The sequence below is a fragment of the Allolucifera butyrica genome (assembly GCF_900476375.1).
Taxonomy (GTDB): domain Bacteria; phylum Bacillota; class Negativicutes; order Sporomusales; family UPPP01; genus Lucifera; species Lucifera butyrica.
In genome coordinates, this window is record NZ_UPPP01000052.1 from 78349 (window position 1) to 101622 (window position 23274).

22 protein-coding genes and 1 other annotated feature are annotated in these 23274 nt (G+C 48.7%); of the genes, 7 read left to right on the top strand and 15 right to left on the bottom strand.

Annotated elements, in window-relative coordinates:
- Positions 1–133 precede the first annotated feature (133 nt).
- Positions 134–1201: an HD-GYP domain-containing protein gene (locus tag LUCIF_RS01280; protein ID WP_126720556.1), complete on the bottom strand. Its 1068-nt coding sequence runs from the start codon at positions 1199–1201 to the stop codon at positions 134–136.
- 278 nt (positions 1202–1479) lie between these two features.
- On the bottom strand, positions 1480–3162 hold the full coding sequence (locus LUCIF_RS01285; RefSeq protein ID WP_122626065.1) for a hypothetical protein: 1683 nt from the start codon (positions 3160–3162) through the stop codon (positions 1480–1482).
- A 199-nt stretch (positions 3163–3361) separates the two neighbouring features.
- On the opposite strand from LUCIF_RS01285, the gene LUCIF_RS01290 reads away from it, so the two are divergent.
- Positions 3362–3715, top strand: a complete 354-nt coding sequence (locus tag LUCIF_RS01290) for a DUF4870 domain-containing protein (protein ID WP_122626066.1) — start codon at positions 3362–3364, stop codon at positions 3713–3715.
- Positions 3716–3852: 137 nt separating this feature from the next.
- Positions 3853–3999, top strand: a complete 147-nt coding sequence (locus tag LUCIF_RS25900) for a hypothetical protein (RefSeq protein ID WP_165865837.1) — start codon at positions 3853–3855, stop codon at positions 3997–3999.
- A 106-nt stretch (positions 4000–4105) separates the two neighbouring features.
- On the opposite strand, the gene LUCIF_RS01295 is transcribed toward LUCIF_RS25900, so the two are convergent.
- The 4 genes from LUCIF_RS01295 to LUCIF_RS01310 all read right to left on the bottom strand — a co-directional run bounded on the left by LUCIF_RS01295 (position 4106) and on the right by LUCIF_RS01310 (position 8221).
- Positions 4106–4408 carry an STAS domain-containing protein gene (locus LUCIF_RS01295; protein WP_122626067.1) on the bottom strand — a complete coding sequence of 101 codons (303 nt, stop codon included), beginning with the start codon at positions 4406–4408 and terminating at the stop codon, positions 4106–4108.
- 17 nt (positions 4409–4425) lie between these two features.
- The gene (locus tag LUCIF_RS01300; protein ID WP_122626068.1) at positions 4426–6150 is read right to left on the bottom strand and encodes a methyl-accepting chemotaxis protein; all 1725 of its coding nucleotides are present in this window, start codon (positions 6148–6150) and stop codon (positions 4426–4428) included.
- A 165-nt stretch (positions 6151–6315) separates the two neighbouring features.
- Positions 6316–6729 carry a hypothetical protein gene (locus LUCIF_RS01305; protein WP_165865832.1) on the bottom strand — a complete coding sequence of 138 codons (414 nt, stop codon included), beginning with the start codon at positions 6727–6729 and terminating at the stop codon, positions 6316–6318.
- 136 nt (positions 6730–6865) lie between these two features.
- Positions 6866–8221: a TrpB-like pyridoxal phosphate-dependent enzyme gene (locus LUCIF_RS01310; RefSeq protein WP_165865838.1), complete on the bottom strand. Its 1356-nt coding sequence runs from the start codon at positions 8219–8221 to the stop codon at positions 6866–6868.
- Positions 8222–8265: 44 nt separating this feature from the next.
- Positions 8266–8521, bottom strand: a binding site (T-box leader).
- A 123-nt stretch (positions 8522–8644) separates the two neighbouring features.
- Here LUCIF_RS01310 and LUCIF_RS01315 point away from each other — a divergent pair.
- The 3 genes from LUCIF_RS01315 (at position 8645) to LUCIF_RS01325 (ending at position 12053) form a co-directional block, all read left to right on the top strand.
- Positions 8645–9277 (top strand): TetR/AcrR family transcriptional regulator, encoded by a 633-nt coding sequence (locus LUCIF_RS01315; protein ID WP_243638636.1) that lies wholly within the window; start codon positions 8645–8647, stop codon positions 9275–9277.
- A gap of 40 nt (positions 9278–9317) precedes the next feature.
- Positions 9318–10334: an HlyD family secretion protein gene (locus LUCIF_RS01320; RefSeq protein ID WP_122626072.1), complete on the top strand. Its 1017-nt coding sequence runs from the start codon at positions 9318–9320 to the stop codon at positions 10332–10334.
- Positions 10335–10487: 153 nt separating this feature from the next.
- Entirely contained in the window at positions 10488–12053 is a 1566-nt protein-coding gene (locus LUCIF_RS01325) for a DHA2 family efflux MFS transporter permease subunit (RefSeq protein ID WP_122626073.1), read from the top strand.
- Between the two features lie 71 nt (positions 12054–12124).
- Here LUCIF_RS01325 and LUCIF_RS01330 read toward each other — a convergent pair whose 3' ends face one another.
- From LUCIF_RS01330 to ilvD, 6 genes are all read right to left on the bottom strand, one after another.
- Positions 12125–12565, bottom strand: coding sequence for a hypothetical protein (locus LUCIF_RS01330; RefSeq protein WP_122626074.1), 441 nt, complete (start codon positions 12563–12565; stop codon positions 12125–12127).
- An 85-nt stretch (positions 12566–12650) separates the two neighbouring features.
- Entirely contained in the window at positions 12651–13322 is a 672-nt protein-coding gene (locus tag LUCIF_RS01335; protein WP_122626075.1) for a TMEM165/GDT1 family protein, read from the bottom strand.
- Positions 13323–13857: 535 nt separating this feature from the next.
- Positions 13858–15138 carry an MFS transporter gene (locus LUCIF_RS01340; protein ID WP_122626076.1) on the bottom strand — a complete coding sequence of 427 codons (1281 nt, stop codon included), beginning with the start codon at positions 15136–15138 and terminating at the stop codon, positions 13858–13860.
- 85 nt (positions 15139–15223) lie between these two features.
- Positions 15224–15865 (bottom strand): bifunctional 2-keto-4-hydroxyglutarate aldolase/2-keto-3-deoxy-6-phosphogluconate aldolase, encoded by a 642-nt coding sequence (locus LUCIF_RS01345; RefSeq protein WP_122626077.1) that lies wholly within the window; start codon positions 15863–15865, stop codon positions 15224–15226.
- A gap of 21 nt (positions 15866–15886) precedes the next feature.
- Positions 15887–17425 (bottom strand): gluconokinase, encoded by a 1539-nt coding sequence (locus tag LUCIF_RS01350; protein ID WP_122626078.1) that lies wholly within the window; start codon positions 17423–17425, stop codon positions 15887–15889.
- A 56-nt stretch (positions 17426–17481) separates the two neighbouring features.
- Entirely contained in the window at positions 17482–19125 is a 1644-nt protein-coding gene (ilvD, locus tag LUCIF_RS01355; RefSeq protein ID WP_122626116.1) for a dihydroxy-acid dehydratase, read from the bottom strand.
- 255 nt (positions 19126–19380) lie between these two features.
- Between ilvD and LUCIF_RS01360 the strand changes: the two genes are divergently transcribed.
- The gene (locus tag LUCIF_RS01360; RefSeq protein WP_207856800.1) at positions 19381–20241 is read left to right on the top strand and encodes a MurR/RpiR family transcriptional regulator; all 861 of its coding nucleotides are present in this window, start codon (positions 19381–19383) and stop codon (positions 20239–20241) included.
- A 147-nt stretch (positions 20242–20388) separates the two neighbouring features.
- Here the strand turns inward: LUCIF_RS01360 and LUCIF_RS25905 are convergent, their stop codons facing one another.
- Positions 20389–20559, bottom strand: coding sequence for a hypothetical protein (locus tag LUCIF_RS25905; RefSeq protein WP_165865839.1), 171 nt, complete (start codon positions 20557–20559; stop codon positions 20389–20391).
- Positions 20560–20753: 194 nt separating this feature from the next.
- Here LUCIF_RS25905 and LUCIF_RS25910 point away from each other — a divergent pair, with 194 nt between their 5' ends.
- On the top strand, positions 20754–20909 hold the full coding sequence (locus tag LUCIF_RS25910; RefSeq protein WP_165865840.1) for a hypothetical protein: 156 nt from the start codon (positions 20754–20756) through the stop codon (positions 20907–20909).
- Between the two features lie 58 nt (positions 20910–20967).
- Here LUCIF_RS25910 and LUCIF_RS01365 read toward each other — a convergent pair whose 3' ends face one another.
- Entirely contained in the window at positions 20968–22320 is a 1353-nt protein-coding gene (locus LUCIF_RS01365) for a sn-glycerol-1-phosphate dehydrogenase (RefSeq protein WP_122626080.1), read from the bottom strand.
- Positions 22317–23156, bottom strand: a complete 840-nt coding sequence (locus tag LUCIF_RS01370; protein ID WP_122626081.1) for an HAD-IIA family hydrolase — start codon at positions 23154–23156, stop codon at positions 22317–22319. The genes LUCIF_RS01365 and LUCIF_RS01370 overlap by 4 nt, the downstream gene beginning before the upstream one ends.
- Positions 23157–23274: the final 118 nt, after the last annotated feature.

Below are 23274 nucleotides of genomic sequence, written 5' to 3' on the forward strand. Positions count from 1 at the left end.
GCAGGGCTCAGGGCGCGGGAAAACCTCCTCACAATTTTCTCAGGCCCTGGTCCGTAAGAACTTGCAAGCTTTTAAAATTTATAAATTCTGATACATTAAAAAAGGACCTGCCATACCCGGCAGGTCCCTACTTCTAAGTAGTCACCAATTTGATGATTGCAATGTCTTTATATTTTTCCAAGTCCATAAACTGGCCGTCTTCGGTCTTAACTACAGGACGGGATGCCCTGAATGGTCCCATATAAACCACTTCCGCCTGCCGCCCGTCACTCAAAAGGACAACATTACCCACAAAATAATCCCGTACATTATTTAAAAACGTAGTGCAAACAAAAGGGTCAAGCTGACCAAATACCTGATTGCTGATCATTTCCACAACAGTAAACGGATTGTCTTTCTCATGATAGACCCGGTCGGAAGTCATGGCGTCATAAATATCCACCACAGCAATAATCCTGGCAAAATGGTGAATCTGCTCACCACACAATTGGTGCGGATACCCACTGCCATCCATTCTTTCATGATGCTGCAGGATACCGCAGCGAACACTCATGGGCAGTTGCGGCGCATCTTTCACCATTTCATAACCATAGGCGGCATGCTGCTTCATGATCGTCATTTCCTGGTCCGATAACCGCCCCGGCTTATCGAGAATTTCCAGCGGTATTCTGGTCTTTCCAATATCATGAAGCAGTCCGCTCAAAATGAGATCCTTGAGTTCCACACCCCGGTAGCCCATCCATTTGCCCAGCACCCCGGCAATAATCCCGACATCAACGGAATGATGAAACGTATATTCATTCCAGCGGCGGACCAGATGGAGGTGATTAATCACTCCCACTGTATCAATTAGCGGATTAACCGTCTTTTCTACCAGTTCCTGCATTTCCATAATGGGTACTTCCCGGAAAAACCGGACTTGTTCGAAACAATGCTGGATTGCCATAACTGTATCCTCATATTCGCTGAAAAACTGCTGTTGAATCCAGTTTTTTTTTCGCTCCGTTTCATCCGGATTTATTACTTTTTCTTTAACGGGCACCTCGGTAATACCCCAATTTTGCAAAATAGCAATCAGGTTATCCGTCAGTACGGTCCCTTCACACAATACTGTTTTGCCGCACTCGGATATAATCGTTCCCACTTCCATACCGGGCGCCACATCTTCGAGTTTATACTGCCTTACTTGATAGGACGGCATGCTCGTAAAACCCCCGCTCACAGACTCCTTTCCTTTTTTCTTCTTTCGCTAATCTTTGCCAAAATCCTGCCAGTTTCGTCATCTTTTTACAATGAGTCAGCGTATAAGAAAGACCGCTTGGGGCGGTCTTACAATTATAATTTCCAATGCGAGCCTGCTTAAAAAGATGTGGCTACTAGGCGCGGCGAGCATTCGAACGAAGGTGTGCTCAGGCGTACGTTGAGTGAGAACGCGCAGCCGCAACAACGTAGACGCGCTTTTTAAGCAGGCTCAATGCATTAAAAAAAAGTGCGCACTACTCTATTCTTTTCCACCTGTTCCAGATAAGCCCGGCGCAATTCCAGGCTATCCGTGCCCTGTTGTTTTGTCACCCGCTCCGTCCGGGATAAAGCAACATAAGGTACGTGGTATTCCTCCAGGCGCAGCCGCAATGAAGTAAAATCGCCAAAATAGACGGCAAGGGGGGAGGATCGCCGGGCCAAGGTCTGCAATTGATCTTTCACGGCCTGAGTACAATAATAGTTACCTAATGCGTAAGGCAGAGCCACCATTGCTATATTGACCGCCAGTACTACTGCCGTCAGCCGTCCGGCCCGGCGCAGGCCCCGGTGCTTTGCGGATATGGCGCCCAATACAATCAGTACAGGAATCAGCCAAAGCTGGGGGACATACCGGGCCCACCAGGCTTCCGGGTTAACAAGTACGGTAACCAAAACGGCCAAACAGGTCCCGCCGGCTAACGACATAGACTGTCGTTCATAAACCAGTCCGGCACCGAGAATCAAACCGGCCAGCAGCAAAACACCGCCAAACCATGGACCAAATCCGCCGATCCGGACGTCGGCGCCATAAAGGAACGGTTTCAGTTCCGCCGTCGTTACGGTAAAAGGAATTTTAAGAACCGGCCGGGTTTGACCCAATTCATTTTCGCTGTAGGAAAAGAGAGAAATATCCGTTTTTTCCCAGAAAGGCATAGATAGGAATTCCGCCGGAGAGTTGCTGCTCATAATATCCATTGTCTGTTTACCGGCTCCGTATAAAGGATAAAAAGGATGGCCAAAGAAAATCGTATTGGTGACATACGGATTATAACCGGCAAGCAAAATCCCGGCAAGCAAACCGGCGGCGGCGGATTTCCCAAGGACCGCCGCCACCTGTTTACGGCCGCTCGCAAGCAGCCAACCCATAGCCAGTCCGATTCCCAGCACGATATATACCACGCCGGTAAATTTTACATTAACCGTTAGAATAATAACCCAAATAAGATTCCCCATAATATAACGGTCATAGTCAAATACCGCGAGACAAAGCAATGCCAGTAAACATAAGAGAAGTGAGGCCAGTTGGCCGTCCAGATAAAAACTCAGGCTCTGATACAGGCTAACCGGATTCAAGGCTAAAAGGCCCGCACCGAAAAGGGCTTGTTTTCCCGTCAGGCCGACACTCCGCCGCAAGGCAGCATAAGCAAAAGCGGCAGCAGACGTCATTAAGAGGAAATTAAACACTTTACTTATCTCGATTTTACCGGTAACTGAATAAAGGGCTGCAGCATAAATCCAGGGACCCTTCGCATAATGATTCAGAAGAACCGCTGATGGCGATTCCTGAGAACCCAGAATATGCGTCACTGGATTCCAGCCTTGGGCCAGTTCCATTACCGCTTCCTGATGATATACCTGTCCATCATAGGAAATATCATAAACCCAACCGCTGACGGCGGCAAAAACAGCCGCCAATACCACGGCCAATAGAGTAAGCCGGAGATATATCCGGCCGGCTGTGGCCGGAAAGTAGGCCTTCACCGCCGTCCAGGAACATCCCAGAGACAAAACCAGCGCTGCGCCAACCTGCCAGCGGGCAAGATGTCCGCCGGCCAAAAAGGAGAGCGACCCGGCCAAAAGCAGCGCACCTGTAAATGTTATGTAAATTGTCCCCAAAACCCGCGCCATTTTCTCAGTCATACCGGCTCTCCTTATTCTAGTGGTCTGTAAACCAGAAACCTTTCCCCCAACTTTTTCCTTCCATTCCCAATCTCCAACCTCCAATTTCCAAAATCCAATTACTATCTACCATTTACCCATTTAACGATTCGCTTTTTCCGGGCATCTTCCTGCCACTGAAAAACCATGCTACAATATAAGTATGCAAGGAGGTTTTACTATGAATACTGTTACAGGAGAACAAAAATTGCTGGCTATTCTGGCCCATTTAGCGTATCTACTTGGTGGACTGGGATTTATTATTGCCCCATTAATCATTTTTTTATTGAAACGGGATGACTGGTTTGTCTATGATCATGCCAAACAAGCCCTGGTAGCACATCTGGCTATCCTGGCCGCCTCAGTGGTAGTAGGACTGTCGTCACTGCTTCTGGTCGGCCTATTGCTGGTTCCGGTTCTGGTCCTGCTGTGGATGGGCCTGCTTATAACCTCCATAATAGCAGCCGTAAAGGTTTCCAACGGACAATTATACCGCTACCCGCTAATCCAGTCCTTTGTTGATTCATTATCGTAAATTTGGCAGTAAAAGAGAATGCCGCGGCAGGCATTCTCTTTTATTTTTCGGAAACACTATTTTCGGGAGTCCCATAATTTTTTCGTCCAGATGTGCTTTTAAACGTACTCCCCAAATTACTTCAGGAGGTGCAGCTCATGGCCACATGTAAACAAAATATCCACGGTAATTCGCCCAAGGTCACGACCGGCGACCCTCGCAACTATGACACCGAAAAAAGCGACCGAACTACCAATCAACAGGATAAACCCGCTATGCCCTGTAAAAACTCCCTGCCCACATGATAGGAAAGACCGCTTGAAGCGGTCTTTCGGTAATTGGAAATTGGTAATTGGATTTTGGAAAAAGAGACCAGATTCCATAAGAGCTCGTAGGGCAGTCTCTCTTTTTTTATTCGATGACAAACACTTTGTTCAGGCGCGTCAGTTCGATTAATTCTTTGACCAACCCCTGCAGTCCCCGGAGAGTAACCCCGCCGCCATGCTGAAGGGCCCGTTTCTGAATAGCCACTAACACACCAAGACCGGAACTGTCAATATAATCAACACCAGCCATATTCATAATAAAGTTTTTATGGCCTTGATCAATATAACCAATAAATTGTTCCCTCAGTTCGGCGGCATCTTCCACGTAAATGCCGCCGCTTAAAGTAACCAATACCTGGTCTTTGACAACTTGCACCTCTTTTTTCACCCTAATCTCCCCTTTATTTACGATTGAGCGATCTTAAACCGGGCCATCAAATCCCTCAGTTCCGCCGCCATGGCGCTCATCTCCTCGGAACTGGCGGCAACGGTCTGCATGGTAGCTGTCGTTTCTTCCGTAGCGGCAGACACCTCTTCCGCATGCTGCGCCGTTGTTTCAATTCCCGAAGCCACGCCGTTAATCAGACTGACGATTTTATCCGACGTTGCCACTTCATCACTGGTAAGATTCTCGATATTGTTGACATCCTGTACCGACTCGGCAACCGCTTTAAGAATGCTTTCTAATGCTTGTCCCGCCCGGCCGGCAGCCGCCACCCCTTGTTCTACTTCCAGCCGGCTCTGCATAACGGCGCCAACCGCAGCCGCCGTACTCTCGCCTACTTTGTTTACCAGCGCAGCTACTTCCCCGGCGCCTTGATTGGACTGCTCCGCCAGCTTGCGTACTTCTTCCGCCACTACGGCAAAACCCCGCCCGGCTTCGCCGGCCCGGGCCGCCTCAATTGCGGCGTTTAACGCCAATAAGTTCGTCTGATTGGCTATGGCGGTAATGGTTTCGGTAATGATCCCGATTTGCTGGGAATACTCGTTCAATTTCTGAATCAGCTGCTCTGTCGCTTCAGCCTGAGTCTTAATGTTATCCATGCGGCTAACGGTCTCTTCTACCGTAGTCTGACCCATATTAGCCGCTTCGAGGGTTACCTGAGCATTTTTCGCCGTGGAAACAGCCCGGGTTTTTGCAATTTGAATGAGGGAAGACAATTCCACCAGCACCTGGGCCGCTTCCACAATTCGCTCACTGCCGCTTTCCGCCTCTTGAGCCACCCGCTGAATGTTTTGGGCAACCCCCGTAGCTGTCGACGTAACCTGTTCACTCGAACCGGCTATTTGTTCCGCTGCTGCTGAAAGCTCAAAGGCTGCCTTGCGAACGGCACTTACAATATTTGCCTGGTGAGCCACCATTTTATTAAACGCATCCGTTAATTTCCCCACTTCATCCCGGGACTCTACAGTACCCTGTACCCTAAGATCTCCCTCACCGGCTTTCTCCATGAGTCCCTGGACGGTTGCCAGCGGCCGTGCGATCATACGGGCCAGCAATATACCCAGCAGCAAAATCAGAATCACAGCGCCGGCAGTTACTGCCAAAACAGTAGATACTGCCCGGACGGATTGACGCCGGCCGGCCTCAGCGGCCTGACCGGCCGCTTTCGCATTAAAGTCGGAAACCTCTGCCAGCAAAGTATTAATCGTATCCAGTGCCTGTTGCCCATTGGCTGCAAAATAGGCGGCCGCTTCCTGTTGTTTGCCTTCCAAAGCCAGCTCGGCCACTTTTTCCCGTGCTTCGCGATAGGGACCCACCATTTGTTTCATTTTAGCAATTCGTTCCGTTTCGTAAGGCGTTAGCGCTTTTTGTTCGTAGTCGTTCAATAATTTATTAAAATCCGCACCGCGACGCTGAATATCAGCCAAATCTTTTTGTTGGGCGGTTTTATCCACACCCGGTGTCAGCAAACGCATAACATCCGCTTCAATGGCCCTGGACTCGGCCTGCATAGCATTCAAATTTTTTACTGCCAACAAGTTATTCCGGTATAAACCGTTCATGCTTAGGCTTAACTGACGGGCGGCATTTAACCCCACATAACCGACGATAATCAGAAAAACAGCCATAACAGCGGTCAGGCCGGTAATTTTAAGCATCGTACTTTTATTGCGAATCCATTGCATTTGACCACACTCTCCCTTGGTTGCACATCAGTAAAACCCCGGCAATCCGGCTTTACCGAAACAAATATTTACAAAACTTCACCGATTTACTTCCTTTTCGACACGTTCCTACTATTTCCTGTTGCTTATTTATTAATTAAGAAATTTTCTTTCTTGTCATTGGCACTATAAAGGAGATGAGGTGAAATTATGGCTGATAATTCGCGAACTAATTGTTCCCATCCCCGGATGTGCCCCCATCCGGAGTCGTTCCGGCAGCGCATCCGGCAAAAAAAACTTTCCCTCGAGCCGCTGCCCCCCGGTGAAACTAAGAAAGACCGCTAACGCGGTTTTTCGGTCCATGGCGCAAGACTCGGGGCACAGGGAATCCATCTGGAAATCATTTTGAACGAACAATCCAGGCAGAAGGAGGACCGCCTGGTCATAAGCGGAAGTAATTGTCAATTGGAGAATAATAGTAAAAGGCAGGACAGCCAGTCCTGCCTTTTTACTATTTCTTATTATCACGCATACAAAACACTTTACTTTCACTATCGCGATGGTAATTGATGCAGGCACAGCACTTGCCATGCCGTTCACACTGTTTATTGGGGCAGGTGCAATTCTGTTCGTTACAGTTGGCCACTTCTTTCCTCCTCTTCTTATTTAAAATCTATTATTATGGTATCATACGGCACCCAGTTTGCGTAGACCTTTTTACGCGGCCGGAAATATGTTAAACCTTGGGCAAATCCGCCAGATTGGCGGCAAGTTCCGTCTCCTCGCAAGGCGTATCCTCCATTTGCCCGCTGAAATAATGGTCATATGCCGCCATATCAAAATGACCATGGCCCGATAAACAAAACAGGATGGTTTTAGCACGGCCCTCTTCCCGGGCCTGTAAAGCTTCCACAATAGCACCCCGGACAGCGTGCGACGATTCGGGCGCCGGCACAATCCCCTCTGCTTTCGCAAACCCTACGGCCGCCTCAAATACTTCCGTCTGGTTATAAGCCCGGGCTTCAATGTAACCGTCGTGATAAAGCTGGCTTATCAGGGGAGACTCGCCATGATAGCGCAGGCCGCCGGCATGAATACCCGAAGGCATAAAATTGTGTCCAAGGGTATACATCTTCATCATCGGCGTCAGTTTTCCCAGGTCGCCATAGTCATAGGCAAAAACACCCCGGGTTAATGACGGGCAGGCTGTTGGTTCCACCGCTACGGCCCGGATGTTCCTGCCGGCAAACCGGTCCTGCAGGAAGGGAAAAGCAATACCGGCAAAATTGCTGCCACCACCGCAGCAGCCAATAACTACATCCGGATAATCTCCCGCTTTTTCCATTTGCTTTTTCGCTTCCAGACCAATCACGGTCTGATGCAAAATTACATGATTCAGTACACTGCCAAGGGCATAATTGGTATCTTCCCGCCCGGCGGCCTCTTCCACCGCCTCCGAAATCGCCAAACCCAAACTACCGGGCGAGTCCGGGGCGACTGCAAGTACACTGCGTCCGGCCTGAGTGCGGGCTGAAGGGCTGGCTATAACTTCAGCGCCATAAATCTGCATGAACGAACGGCGGTAGGGCTTCTGGCGATAACTGACTTTCACCATATAGACGATGCACTCCATATCATAAAAACTGCAGGCCAGACTCAGCGCGCTGCCCCATTGGCCGGCTCCCGTTTCCGTTGCCAGCCGCTTTATACCGGCTACCTTATTATAATAGGCCTGAGGAATGGACGTATTGGCCTTGTGGCTGCCCGCGGGGCTGGCTCCTTCATATTTATAGTAAATCCGGGCCGGCGTATCCAATGCCTTTTCCAGTTCATAGGCCCGGATGAGAGGAGTCGGACGCCAAATCCGGTATTTGTTAGCCACTTCGTCGGGAATATCAATCCACCGTTCCTGACTAACCTCCTGTCGAATCAGTTCCAGGGGAAAAATTGGCATCAAGTCCTCCGGCACGACCGGTTTGCCCGTTGCCGGGTGCAGTGGCGGCAGCAGCTTGTTAGGCATATCGGCCTGGATGTTGTACCACTGGCGGGGAATTTCCTTCTCGCTAAGTAAAATCTTTTTTTCCGGTTGCATTATCATGCACTCCTCTTTTTACTAAAAATAAAAACTCCCATCCCTCAAGGGACGAGAGTCAACTCGCGGTACCACCCTGCTTGACTGAAAAATCAGTCCGCCTTATCCAGGTACGGGACAATGGTCGCCGATACCCGTTTCCTGTTAACGGAGGAATCACCGGCAGCGCCTACCCCATAACGGCTCAGGCTGCATTTCCCGGGCCCATTCCCCGCATGACCATCAACACCGGTCTTTCCACTCCCACCGGCTCGCTGCAGTCTTTGTCACGCGGATACTTTTCCCGTTCATTAATGATCAAGGTATGCATTTATTGTCTAAATTATAGCAACATAGCCTAGTAATAGTCAATCATTTCCTTTTTGTTTAGGCTGCATTCCCTTAATTTTTATTGACATGTCAACAAAAAGAGGGCTATAATTGGTGTTAGTCGAGACTAACATCGGTTCTGAACAAGAGGTGACATCCATGACGGTTCAGGAAGCAGGAACAGCTGATAAAATTTTAACTGCCGCGCTTGAACTCATGAGCCAAAAAGGGTACCGGGCCGTAACTATGCGAGAAATCGCCGCTGCGGCTGGGGTTTGTGAAATGACGGTATTCCGGCACTTTGGCAATAAAAGGCGGGTATTGGAAGCTGCAGTGTTACGGCATTCCTATGCGCTGCCCATGAAAAAAATTTTTGCTGAAAACATCGTCTGGGACTTGGAACAGGATCTGTTACTAATTAGTCATGTCTATCGCGATTACATCAAACGGAACATCTCTCTCATTTTACTTTTCATCAAAGAATCGGACAGCACTGCCGAACTTCGTCCGTTGGCCCTCGAAAGTCCGCGTCAATTAGCAAGTTATCTGACCGATTATTTTCGAACCATGCAGGCAAAAGGAAAAATAATTCCCACGAATGCCCAAGCCCAAGCCGTTGCGTTTTTGGCGATTAACTTTGGTTTTTATTTTTCAGCCCTATTGACCGGCCGCGAAATTATCAATCTTACTGACGAGACATTCATCGAAACCAGCGTACGGAACTTCTGCCGCGGCTTGCAGGCATAAACAAATTCGAGACAAAAGTTAAAGACAGGAGTGTTTTACCATGCCGGAAAATAACGGAAAGCAAAAACGGATTGTCTTTGTTGCCGCTCTGTTTGTACTGGTGGGTCTTGCCGGCGGCGGCTGGTGGTGGTATCAGTCCACCAAATATGTGAATACCGACGACGCCCGGGTAAGCGGCACCATCGTCAGCGTCAGCGCTAAAATTCCGGGCCGGGTTTCGGAAGTTTTGGTTAAAGAAGGCGATCAAGTTAAAGAAGGGCAGGTAGTTGCCCGGCTTGACCCCAGGGACGTTCAGGCCCAGAAGGACAAAGCCAACGCTGCACTTGCCGTTGCCAGGGCCCGCTACGATGAAGCCTTGGCGGGTTCCCGTCCCCAGGAAATCGCGGCGGCCCGGGCTGAACTGGCGCAGGCAGATGCTTCTTTTGATAATACTTATAAAAATTATACCCGGATGGAGAAATTGTACCGGGACGGGGCGATCAGCTCCTCCCAGCGCGACAGCGCCGAAACGGCTTATCTGGTTGCCAAGGACACGGCGAATGCCGTCCGTCAGAAACTGGACCTTGCGGTAACCGGTTCCCGGGATGAGGACATTCGCGCTGCCGCCGCCCAGGTAAAGCAGGCACAAGCTGAGCTGGAGGCTGCTAACCTCGATACGGAATACACCAGCATAACCTCCCCCGTAACCGGTGTTGTCGCCCAAAAATCGGTCAACGCCGGTGAAATGGTCGCTGCCGGACAAACTCTGTTTTCCGTAGTTGATTCCCAGGACCTCTGGCTCAATGCCCGCATTGAAGAAACCAAAATCGGCCAAATCAAAGTGGGCCAACCCGTTGATTATACCATTGACGGATATCCTGGCAGAACCTTTACCGGCCAGGTTCTTGAAATCGGCAGCGCCACGAATTCCACCTTTGCCCTTGTGCCGACGGAAAACACGTCAGGCAACTTCACTAAAGTCACGCAACGCATTCCCATAAAAATTTCTCTGCCTCAAGACAGTGGCGTTGTCTTCCGGCCCGGTATGCAGGCGGTTATTGACATTCATCTCAAGTAGAGTCTGCTTAAAAAGATGCGGATACTAGGCGTGGCGAGCATTCGAACGAAGACGTACTTAAGGCCGTACGTTGAGTGAGAACGCGCAGCCGCAACAACGTAGACGCGCTTTTTAAGCGGACTCGAGTAACAGGGTAGACGGAGGAAATAAATTATGCTAATACCCCGTTTGAATATCCCCGATTCCCGCTATCGCTGGTTCGCTTTGGGAACCACCTTAATCGGCGGATTTATGAGCATATTGGATACCAGTATTGTAAATATTGCCGTGCCCAAAATGATGGCCGCCTTTTCCGTAGGTACGGATGATGCTCAGTGGATCCTCACGGCCTACATGCTGACCATGGGTGTCCTGCAACCGGCCACCGGTTATCTTTGCAACACCTTCGGTGCCCGCCGCATGTACCTTTTAAGCCTTTTCACCTTTGTTGTCGGTTCCGCTTTATGCGGTATGGCCTGGAGCAACGACAGCATGATTGCCTTCCGGGTCTTTCAGGCGATCGGCGGTGGGCTGATTATCCCAATTACCATGTCGATTGTTTATCAGGAATTCCCCCCGGCCGAACGCAATATAGCCCTTGGCATCTGGGGTATGTCTGTAGCCATGGCGCCGGCAGTAGGGCCGACTTTAAGCGGTTATCTCGTTGATTACTGGGATTGGCGCTATATATTTACTATTAATATTCCGGTTGGAATTCTCGGGTATGTTGTCGCTTCTCTGGTCCTAAGAGAAACTACATTAATAAAAAATACGAAATTTGATTATGCCGGCTTTCTCACTTCCTCAACCGGCTTATTTTGTCTCTTGCTGGCCTTAAGCAAGGGAGTGGATAAAGGCTGGGATTCTTTTTACATTGTTTCCCTCCTTTATGCGGCTTTTGCCCTGCTGACTCTCTTCATTCTAATTGAGCTCTCCACGGACAATCCCATGCTGGATTTAACCCTTTTCAAAGACTGGAACTTTACGGTCGGCAGTATATTCGTATTTATTACAACCACCATTCTAATGGGCAGCATGTTTATGGTGCCGCTGTTTTTGGAAAATCTTTTGGGACATACGGCTATGCAATCAGGCATGCTGTTGTTGCCGGCTGCTCTGGTCGGAGGCTTTTTAATGCCGGTCGCCGCCAAACTGGCCGACCGGTTTGGCGCTAAACCTTTCGTCATTCTGGGTGCTCTCTTTGCACTGGGCGGCACCTTTCCTTTGATGTATATCGACCTTGACACCAGTTCGCAGTATGTCGTTTTTGTGCAAATACTGCGGGGAGTTTTTATCGGCCTGGCGATGATGACGTGTACCGTACTCAGTATGAATAATGTCCCCATGGCCAAAGTAAGCCAAGCCTCGGCTATTAACAATACGCTGCGGCAGGTAAGCGGTTCTTTCGGTATTGCCGTACTCTCAACAGTGCTGCAAAACCGCCAAATTTTTCACACCGCCCAGATTGCCGCCGCCATGAACAATACGTCTCCCGCCGCGCGTACCATGATTCAATATGGTGAAAAACTTTTTGCTCACGCCGGCAGCACCGCCAGTGTGGCCCATCAGCAGTCCCTGGTTCTGCTCAACAGCCTGGTCCAAAGGCAGGCTATTATTTTCACTTATGATGATGCTTTCTGGGTACTTGGCGTTTTTGCCATTTTAGGTGTAGTTGCCGCACTCTTGCTGAAACAAACGAAGGCGGGACATGGCGGCCAAACCGTAGTGGCGATGGAGTAAAAAACAAAACCATGTATGTAAGAAACGGCTCCGAAGAACCTTCGTAGCCGTTTCTTACATACATGGTTTCATTATGGACGGCTCGTTGTTTCGTCAAATCCGGTGGCATCCGCTTCGGGAAGCTGGGGCAGCGGCGCTTTGAGAGTAATCGTAAAGGTATGATTCGTCGCGTCAATGTTATTTTTGACAAAAGTCACTTCTTTCGTGACGGCACTATTACTTAAAAAGTCCAGCCATAACCGGAACTGGTAGCCTTCAGGCACTTCAAACTTCAGAGTTTGTCCGGAAGAAGCGGGTAAAAGGGTTATTTTTTCCCCCATGCCGGATATGCCGATGCCGTCAAGCTGCTTGCCGGCAAAGGGATATTGCCAGAAATAATCCGGGTTTTCAATCGTTAAATGAACCGTTACGGTAATCAAATCATTCTGTGGTGCCGCTTCTATGATCCGTCCGTTCCCGACCGCAAAAAATACCAACAGCAGACATAAAAACAAGCATTTTCTGGCAAACATACACATTCCTCCTATATTAATCAAATATTACATACAATTTCTTTTTTTCCAAGCGATTTCCTCCTATAAAAAAGACGCCAAACTCTTATAGAGTCCGGCGTCGTAACGGAAATTCAATTTTTTCCCGGCGGCTTATCTTGTATATCAGCCAGCCAAGCAACACCAGGCCGCCGGCTATCACCGGCAGGGTAAGCACTTGCTGCGGCAAGGAAATGTATAAACTGCCCAGACCAAAAATAATAAACACGGTTGCCGCCAGCCATTTCACAACTTTCGCCGGTATTTTCCGGCCCAATGTTGCACCCGCAAGAATTCCCACGCCGTCGGCAATGATCATGCCGGTGGTTGTGCCCAGCCAAACCGGTATGATTGTATTAAACTGAGCTGCCAGGGCTACTGTAGCCAACTGGGTTTTATCGCCCATTTCGGCCATAAAAAAGCCGGCAAATACCGTCCAAAAAGGATTATAACTGCATTCCATTTCCCCGCCGCCTAAATCATCGCCCCGGATGGTCCATAAACCAAAACCGATAAAGGATGCGGCAGCGGCTATTTGTATATATTCCATAGGTATCCAGTGTGTTAGATAACTACCAATGAAAACGGCAAATAAATGATTAACAAGGGTTGCGGCTAAAACGCCCCCCATGACGGTCTGCCAGCGATAACACGTTGCGAAAGCTACAGCGAGTAATTGGGTTTTATCCCCCATTTCCGCCAGCACTACAAAAAACAATGAAGTAAGATAGGCAGTCATAGATAATCCCCCTTTGTATTTCAACCCGGTCCGAGCCTGCTTAAAAAGATGCAGATACTAGGCGCGGCGAGCATTCGAACGAGGCGTACTCAGGCGTACGTTGAGTAAGAACGCGCAGCCGCAACAACGTTAGGTCCCACATTTCGCAATATGTCAGGTGTTATAGGACTGCGAAAAGTGGGATTGATGCGCTTTTTAAACAGGCTCAATCCCATAAAAAACGAGACACATTAGTATGACTTAAGTCATACCAAAGGTCTCGCTAATTGGTCACTGCCAACGATAAGGCCAGGTGGCACCACCAGTATGTTGACCTTATCTTGCAAGCTACTCCCCTTAGGTTAATAACATTCTGTTAATTGCAGTATAATATAGGTTTTATCCGCTGTCAATCGCTCCTATCCGGAGCTCCGGTTTCCCAGGAGGCAAATTTCATTAGTGTAATCTTATATTGTCGCCTTAGAAGAAATGGCATCGAAAAACTCCCGTTCGCTTCGATAGCTGACGGGAGTTTTTCGACTACCTTATTAACATTCTATTCTTCGATCGGCACTATATCTCCCAGGATAAAAACATAAGACAAAATACCGAATAGAATAAGCACACCGGCAATAACAAAACCGGTATTGAAGGAACCTGTACGGTCAATGAGAACGCCGGTAATGATCGGTGCCAAAACCCCCATTAAATTATTAAAAAAATTCATGATGGCTCCTACTGACCCCACCATTCCCTTCGGAGCAATAAGAGCTGGAATCGACCAGCCTACCGGCGCGGAGAATGCCAATCCGCCCAAAGCAATGGACAAGTAGGTAACTTGCAGCGTCGGGTTCGACGTAGTCGGCTCCAGTAAAATGAATGCGCCAAAGAGCATACCCAGGATAAGTATGGTTTTTCTCACTTTGTTAGGGTCCTTGCCTTTACTGATAAAGTAATCGACTGCCCAGCCGCCGATTAAAATGTCTGTAATTGTAGCTACAACCCAGGGGATGATGGTATACCAGCCGCCTTTTACCATACTTACATGCAATTGCTGCGTCATATAATTAGGCAGCCAGGTTAGAAATAGATAGAAAGAATATCCATAGCACATAAAGCCGATCGTCAGACCCCAGACTTTCCGGTTTTTAAACAGAACCAGAAGATTGTCCAAAAAGGCCCCGCTGGCCTGCCCCTGAACCTGCGCCCCATTTTTCTCAATATATTCCCGTTCCTCGGAACTAAGTTTCTCATGTTCCCAGGGCTCACGGTAAAAAATCCAGAAAGCAATGGCAAAAACAAGATTGATAAGACCGGTAACGATAAATGCGCCTTGCCATCCCCAGTTAAGAATTGCCCAGGTAGACACACCCACACCAATTACATTGGAAAATTTAGCGGCCCCGTCAAAAAGCGAGGTGGCCAAACCACGCTCTGCCAAAGGAAACCAATAACCCGTTGCCTTTGAATTTGCCGGAAAAGCCGGCGCTTCCGCAATTCCCAAAATCATCCGCATGATAAAGATGCCCGCAAAACCTCCCAGCAAAGCCGTAAGCAGCGTTGCAATCGACCAAAGAAGCGTACCGACCCGGTTAACCCACTTTACGCCGGTTTTGTCCAAAATCGCACCAACAGGAATCTGAGCTAAGGTGTAACTCCAGAAGAAAGCCGAGAACAACATTCCTAACTCGGTGTGACTCCAACCGTATTGCTTAGCCATGTGCTCCCCGGCTACCGAAATGTTCACGCGGTCGAGATAATTGACAACAGTTCCTGCTCCTAAAAGCAGCCCGATCCCCCATCGCACCTTTCCGGCAGGTTTTTGAGCAATACTCATAATAAATCCCCCTCATATATTTTTGGCGTCTCCTAAGTAGAAAACGCAAGGAACCCAACTTTAGAGCTCTGCCTCTTTCCGGCCTCTATTTTCTGGCTGCAGCAATCGCCGCAACAAATTGTTTTGCTTTGGCGGTAATGGAAGCGTAATCCCCTGTCTTAGCCCCTGCGGTAAGACTTCCCCCCACACCGACGGCCACACAGCCGGCTTTTATCCAGTCACCCACATTATCCAGGGTAACTCCCCCGGTGGGCATAACCTTCGCTTGCGGCAATGGTCCTTTCAAAGCTTTTACAAAGCCGGGTCCCAGTAATTCTCCCGGAAAAAGTTTTACAATATCCGCGCCCGCCTCCATGCTTGCCACAACGTCCCGGATGGTCATTACCCCCGGCATAACCGGAACACGGTAACGGTTACAGAGTCTTACCGTTTCAACATCGAGGGCAGGCGACACAACATATTGAGCGCCATTAAGGATAGCAATCCGGGCGGTTTGTGCATCGAGGACCGTCCCGGCCCCTAATAAAATTTCTTTTTCGTCATAACGCTGCGCCAACTCCCGGATGATGTCTTGTGCTCCCGGGACCGTGAAAGTAATTTCAACAGCGGCAGCTCCCCCGGCTATACAAGCCTCGGTAATTTTACGGCCTTGCTCCTTTGATTCGGCCCTGACAACAGCAACCAGGCCGGCCTCACAAATCCGCTGAATAATCTTTTCCTTCTCCACATTTCCACCTTCTTGTTTTTTTTAGCTCCAGGCGCGCTGAATTTCGGCTATTTCCTCAAATTCTTTCTGTAAATTCCAATATATGCGTTCGTAAATTCCAAACAGCTTCTGATACCGGTCATGATTGGTCTCATCGGGATAATACCGCTCTTTAATATTGATCAGATCATTTACCTCTTTAATGCTGTCAATGATCCCTAAGGCAAACATTCCCAGTATGGCCGCCCCAAACGCCGCTCCTTCCGGTTCCCCGGGAACAGTAATGATGCGGCCAAATACGTCGGCCATGATTTGGACCCACAAGCGGGAACGGGTAAAACTGCCGCTGACGCGGACTTCGTTCGACTTGCCGGCCACTTCTTCCAAAGCCCGGAAAACGCTGAACATGCGGTAAACGATGCCTTCCATCGTAGCCCGTATCAAATGGCGCTTGCCGTGATTCAAGTTGAGGCCGAACAAAACGCCGCGGGCATTGGCATTATAATAGGGCGCCCGTTCTCCGGCCAAAAACGGCAGCATGATCAGTCCGTCGGAGCCGGCCGGTTTTTGTTCGGCATATTTGCCTAACAATTCATAAACATCCAGCCCCAGTTTTGCCGCTACCTGCTGCTCCGTGGCGGCAAATTTATCCCGAGTCCAGCGAAAAGCAATTCCGCCGTTGTTAATTGCGCCGCCAAGCACCCAATAGTCTTCCGTTAAATTGTAGCACCAGGTACGGCCCTTTTCGTCAATCTGCGGCCTGTCCGTAATGATCCGCAAGGCGCCGCTGGTGCCGATCATTGCTGTAACCTGCCCGGGATTCACTGAGCCGGAGCCGACATTAGAAAGAACGCCGTCACTGGCGCCGACAATTAAGGCAATGCCGGCGGGAACCTCTAATTGAGCCGCCATTTCAGCCTGCATTCCCCATTCCACATGGGTAGTCGGAACCACAACCGACAATTTTTCCGCATCAATTTGCAGCATCGCCAACAGGTCCGGGTCCCAGGCCTGCGTATTAATATTGTACATTGCCGTCGTCGTGGCAATCGATTTATCCACAAGGTATTTGCCGCAGAGACGGAAAAAAATATATTCTTTAATACCAACGAATTTGGCTGTCCGGGCAAAAATTTCCGGCTGCTCCTCCCGGAACCACATTACTTTATAGAGGGGATACATAGGATGAACCGGACAGCCGGTTTTATTGTAGATTTGGCCTGCATCCCGGCCGAGTTTAATTTCATCGGCAAATTTATGACTTCTTGAGTCGGCCCAGATCAGCATCCGGTACAAAGGCGTGCCTGCCGCATCAACTGGAATCACGCTGTGCATTACTGAACTAAAGCAAATTCCGCCTAATTGTTCCCCTTGTAAACCGGCTTGCAAGGCAGCAGCCCGGGTCACTTTTACGAATGCCTGGAAAATCTCCTCCGGATCCTGTTCCGCCCACGCCGCATGCGGTGTATACAACGGATACTCCGCCGCCTGGCTGGCCAATATTGTCCCGTCATTACGATAAATGACGGCACGGCAGCCAGTTGTTCCGATATCAACCCCCATGATAGCCTGGTGCTTCATACAAAAACTCCTCACTTCTACGATTTATTGTCAGCCCAAAATCCCCTTGCCAACCATTATCCGTTTAACTTCCGGACAGCTCCGTTAGCTGCTGAAGTCGTATTCCTGCCATATAGCGTAAGAAAATCGCTTTTTACATCCGGTCCGGACCGTTTACCGGCATTGTCGCGGCGTTGTTTTAAAGCCTCTTCACTGATATGCCAGTTAAGTAAACGCTGCTGGATATCAATTTCTATCAAATCACCCGGTTCAACGAAGGCGATCGGACCATTGTCCGCCGCTTCCGGCGATAAATAACCAACAGACAGTCCTGCCGATGCTCCCGAAAACCGTCCATCCGTAATTACCGCCACGCGATTAAACCTCGCAACAACCTCTGTGGTCCGGTGCATCTCCCGCATGCCCGGTCCCCCTTTCGGCCCCTCGTTACGAATTATAATCACATCCCCTTCCTGAACCTGCCCGTCTTCTACAGCCTTGATACATTCTTCCTCCGTTTCAAAGACTCGAGCCGGCCCGGAAAATCTCCACAGCTCAGCCGGAACGGCGGAGCTTTTCACGATAGCGCCGTCCGGCGCCAGATTCCCGGTTAAAACGGCGATCCCGCCTTCCGGCGCGAAAGGCGCCCCGAACGGTTTAATAATCTCGCCGTCTGCCGGCGGTGCAGCCGCAATCATTTCATAAAGATTTTTGCCGTCTACCGTCATCCCGTCATGCATCACCGGTAGAAGCTCCTTCATTATGGCTGGCACACCGCCAACCGGGGCAAGGTCGGCTACCGTATAGTCCCTGCTGTTGGGAGCCACCCGGACTATTAAAGGAGTTTCCCGGCTGATCCGGTCAAAATCATTATAAGTTACGTTCAGTCCGCATTCGTGCGCAATTGCCGGCAAATGCAATACCGAATTGAGCGAGCCCCCTATGCCGGCTACTAAGGCAATCGCATTGTAGAAACAAGGCAGCGTCATAATGTTTCTCGGCTTAATGCCCTGTTCCAGGAGCCGCATCACTGCAACACCACTTTGATAGGCCATTGCTTCTTTCCGCTTATCCAGGGCAGGTATGGCAGCCGTCCCGGATAAACTCATTCCTAACGCTTCGGCAATTAAACACATCGTATTCGCTGTTCCTAAGAAGGGACAAACTCCGGCACTTGGGTAATAGGCTACCGTTGCATCAAACAATTTTTCCTCCGGAATTTCTCCCCGCAAAAATTGCTGCCGCGCCGCTTTGGATTCCCAGGGTTTTATTTGATTCACCATCGGGCCGCCCGTTACTACAATGGACGGAATGTTTATTCTCGCTGCCGCCATCAGCAGGGCAGGCACAATTTTGTCACAGGAACCTAACAGCACCATGCCGTCAAAAATACCGTGCCCGTGGATCATTGCTTCCACGGAATCAGCAATCAATTCCCGGCTGGGAAGAGAATATCGCATTCCGCCATGCCCCTGGGCAATCCCGTCACAAATAGCGACTGTATTGAATTCCAGCGGCTGTCCGCCGGAAGCCCGGATTCCCCTTTTTACCTCTTCCGCTAAATGGCGCAGGTGGCAATGTCCCGGAACAATTTCATTCCAGGTGTTAACAACAGCTATAATGGGTTTCTCCAAATCGCGATATTTTATTCCGCACGAACCAAGATGCCCTTTGGCTATGGCCCGTTGGTAAGCAGGCAAATTCGCTATCGCTTTCGTCACAGTTTTACTCCTTTTGATTTTTATTTCAAACGTATAATAAAAATTGAAAATAATTTTCAATTTTTATTATACTGGCCCCTACTCTTTTTTGCAAGAATTTTTAATATTTTTCTAATTTCATTATTTTCATTCAAACTCACTTGCGCAGTCCTCTGTGACTCGCCGTTTTGCAATTACCGCTTTCATTGCAAATTCCGGTTAATTTTTGTTACAATAAACACAAGAGATTAATTTATAATTCGCATGGAGGCCCTTATGTCCGATAATCAACCTTCCACATCCTGTCTGCCTATAGTGCGCAGCATGTATACCGGTCTGACGAAAGCCGAGCAAAAAATTGCCGACTACCTATTACAAAATCCGGCGGAAGTTATTCATATGAGCATTTCCGAACTGGCCGAGGCATCCCAAAGTGCAGAGGCAACCATTTTCCGTTTATCCCGCAAACTTGGCTTCGTAGGGTTTCAGGGTCTAAAAATCGCGCTCGCCGGTGATATCTTTTCTCCCTTGGAATCGGTTTACCAGGAAGTTGCTGCGAATGATTCCGTTGAAATATACGCGGGCAAAATTTTTAATACGATTAATGAGGGGCTGCAGGATACCTTAAAAATACTCGATTTCTCCGCTTTGGAAAAAGCGATTGGCGCGCTCGCCGCCGCCAACCGGATTGAAGTCTACGGCTCGGGAGGGTCGGCGGTTATTGCGGCGGACATTGAGCACCGATTTATGCGTTTTGGTATACCCATACGTTCCTATGCGGACCCGCATCTGCAGCTGGCTTCGGCGGCCTTGCTTCAGCCCGGCGACGCAGTTATAGCCATATCGCACACCGGCGCCAACATCGACGTGTTGAACACCCTTGAAGTCGCCAAAAAAAGTCAGGCTACAATCATCGCCATAACGAGCTATATGAAATCACCCGTAACCAAAGTCGCCGATATTAATCTGCATGGGATGGCGCGGGAAATCAGTTACCGTTCGGAAGCTATGGCTTCCCGTTTAATTCATTTGGCAATTGTAGACCTTCTCTACACCGGCATTATGCTAAAACACCCCGACAGACTAATTGCCAATATGAATAAAGTCCGCCGTGCCATATCCAGCCGCAGACTTTGATCTTTCGGTCCATGCGCAGGGCTTAGGGCGCAAAAGACCCCATCTAAAAAAACATTCGCTCAGACAGAAGGATCGTCTTAGTTGCCAGGAACAAACAAAAACGGAATGACTGAAAATCCCAGTTATCCCGTTTTTGTTTGCGAGAAATTATGCCCCTTCTTCCCGATTGGACTCAGCAGCAAGACAGCGAATGGCCAGCTCCTGATATATCTTGCAGGCTTCCGAATTCATTCCCCCCATGGCAGAAATACATTTATCATCCAGTACCTCATAATAATCACAAACCTCTCCACTAAATTCCCAGGCATCCTCTACCATAGCATCCTCCTTAAAATAAATTATCTATTCAATAATAATTAATTTCCATATAAATTATAACAACTCATTTTATTCAAAGCAAGCTTTGCCGTTATTTATTCGTTTCAGGCAGCAGCTCTTTAAACGCATACTATAATTTGGCTTGTTTTTTAATTTTCCCGCTATACATACTACCTATTGAGGAGGTGTTGTTTATGTTTGAAAAACATTGCGACCGACAGCATAAACACATGGGTATAATGGGTTTGGCACTGTTATCGACAGCCATGACGCTTCCTTTGATTTACTATGCCATGGACATTGCCCATTCCCTGCGCTCTATAGCACAGAATGAAAATGACGTGCCGTAGTCTCCTCTAAAAAACCCGTCCGTAAATTCGGACGGGTTTAATTTGGTCTTTCTTATCTTTAATAATAGATATCGGTAATCATTGCCACCGTATCTTCGAGAATCCCCAGGTCCTCCAACAGTTGCAATACACCGTACCGTTCCCGGATATCCTTGGCGGTGATAAGACTCAGCCGGAAGGATTCCCGGTCCAGTTTCAGGTCCGCCGGAGCAAGAGTTGACCCTGCCCTTGCCATCGTCTCCCGGTAAAACTGCGGGGAAGGCATCGCTAAAAACACGTTTTTTCTAAGCAGCTCCCACTTTCCCCGGATATGTTGTGCATTTTTTTCCCGCACCGCTTCTTCAAAAGAAAGATAGGCTTCCTTTCTCCGCATGATTTCCGGTGCCACATCGCCAAACAACTGCACCAGATTCTTGGCCCACTTTTCCCGCGTAACGGCCTGGTATTTTTTTGCCCGCAGGACTTCATCAATGTTTAGTTCTGCCAGGTATTGATAAATATGAAGAATAATCTCCGTGCCGATGGCCACTTGATTGCCATGCAGGTGTGTTTCCCGGCCGTGCATCAGTCCCAGCATTTCCCAGTCATGGGATAACAGATGCTCCGAGCCGGAAGCCGGCCGGGAACTTCCGGTCATACCAATGCACATTCCCGATAAAACCAAACCCTCAATGATATTGCCGATGGCCGCCGTACTTCGCTCCTTAATACCCGCTGCCGAGGAAACGCACTTTTCAATCGCCTTTTCAACCAATTCCACCGTTGTTTCACAATAATATTCGCCATACAAAAGATTCGCCATCTTCCAGTCGGCCAATGCCGTATACTTACCGATAATATCACCAAGTCCGGCATGCAGCATATGCAGGGGCGCCTTTTTCATCACCGCAATATCGGCAACGATGGCATACGGATAAACGGCTGGATAGGTCACTTTTACCCCATTTACAATAAGCGGGGAAACCATCGAGGCATAACCATCCATAGATGGCGCTGTACAAACAATAATATAAGGAATTTTGGTTTTCCAGCTCACGTACCGGGTCAGGTCGTTCAACGTTCCCGAACCGACGGCAACCATGGCCGTCGTACTGGAATTCACTGCTTCTTCCAGACGATGAACCGCCTTTTCATCGGGAACAAGATGCTTGTCGGGAAAGATTACTTTTTGTAGACGGAAAGCTTGGCTGAGAATGGCTTCAACTTCCTTTCCTCCTGCCTCATAGGTGTTGACGTCGGCAACAAGCAATACCGTGTCATTGGCAAAAGACTGCAACGGCTCGGTAACGGCCGCAAGAATATTGCTGCCAATCCGTACATTTTCTATGTCGACAGTATGAGTTTTACCGCAGGAACAGGGAAACTTCAGCTTGGTCATCTCTGCTGCCGTCCGTTGTAACAATTCATTCATCCTTCAGTCACCTCTGGTTTCTTTTCTATTCGTAATACCGTTGTCAATTCTTTTAAAGAAGGAAAAGTAAACATTGGCTGGATTGCCGCCTCCGCTAAATCCTCCGGCTGAGTCTCTCCTGATAAAACAAGAATGGTGACCGCCTGAGTACCCTGGCCAATGGCAATATCCGTGTATAGCCGGTCACCCACAAAAGCAATTTCATTTTCCTTAAAGCCCGTATTTTGCAAAATATATTGCAGGGTATGAAAGGACGGTTTACCAAAGTACTCCGGTTTAACACCGGTGGAAGCGCTAATCATTGCACAGATCGACCCGCAGTCGGGAATAAAACCGTTTTCAACGGGACAGTTTAAATCCGGGTTAACTCCCAGGAAGACAGCTCCCTGCCGGATAAACCGGCAAGCCTGGGCGACCCTTTCATAGACCAGCGAGGTATCAAAGCCAACCGCCACCACGTCCGGCTCTTCTTCGACCACCCGGATGCCGGCAGCAACAAAATCACTTTTCAGATATTCATTGCCGAGAACAAACACTTTTTTGTCAGTCATATTCTTTTGCAAATGATCGATGATTACCTGATTCGAGATAAGCATCCGGCTCTCGTCGGTACTAAAACCCATGCCACTCAGTTTTCTTATGTAAAAACCGGCATTTTTCGAAGAATTATTAGTAAAAAATCTAAATTGGATATTGCTTTGTTCCAGCATTTTCAGAAACTCAATGGATCCATCCAAAACCTCTTTCCCCAAATAAACCGTTCCATCCAAATCCAGAATAAAACATTTAACCTGTTTCAATATCTGTAGATTCTTCACGTTGTGCTCCTTCTTCATCGCAGACTTTTCTCCCTGTAAGAAAGACCCAATGGGTCTTTAAATAGAAGGAAAGTATTTTACTTTTCGGCATTCTAAGCAAAAACATGCATTTTGGGGAGATAGCCCGAAAAGTTAT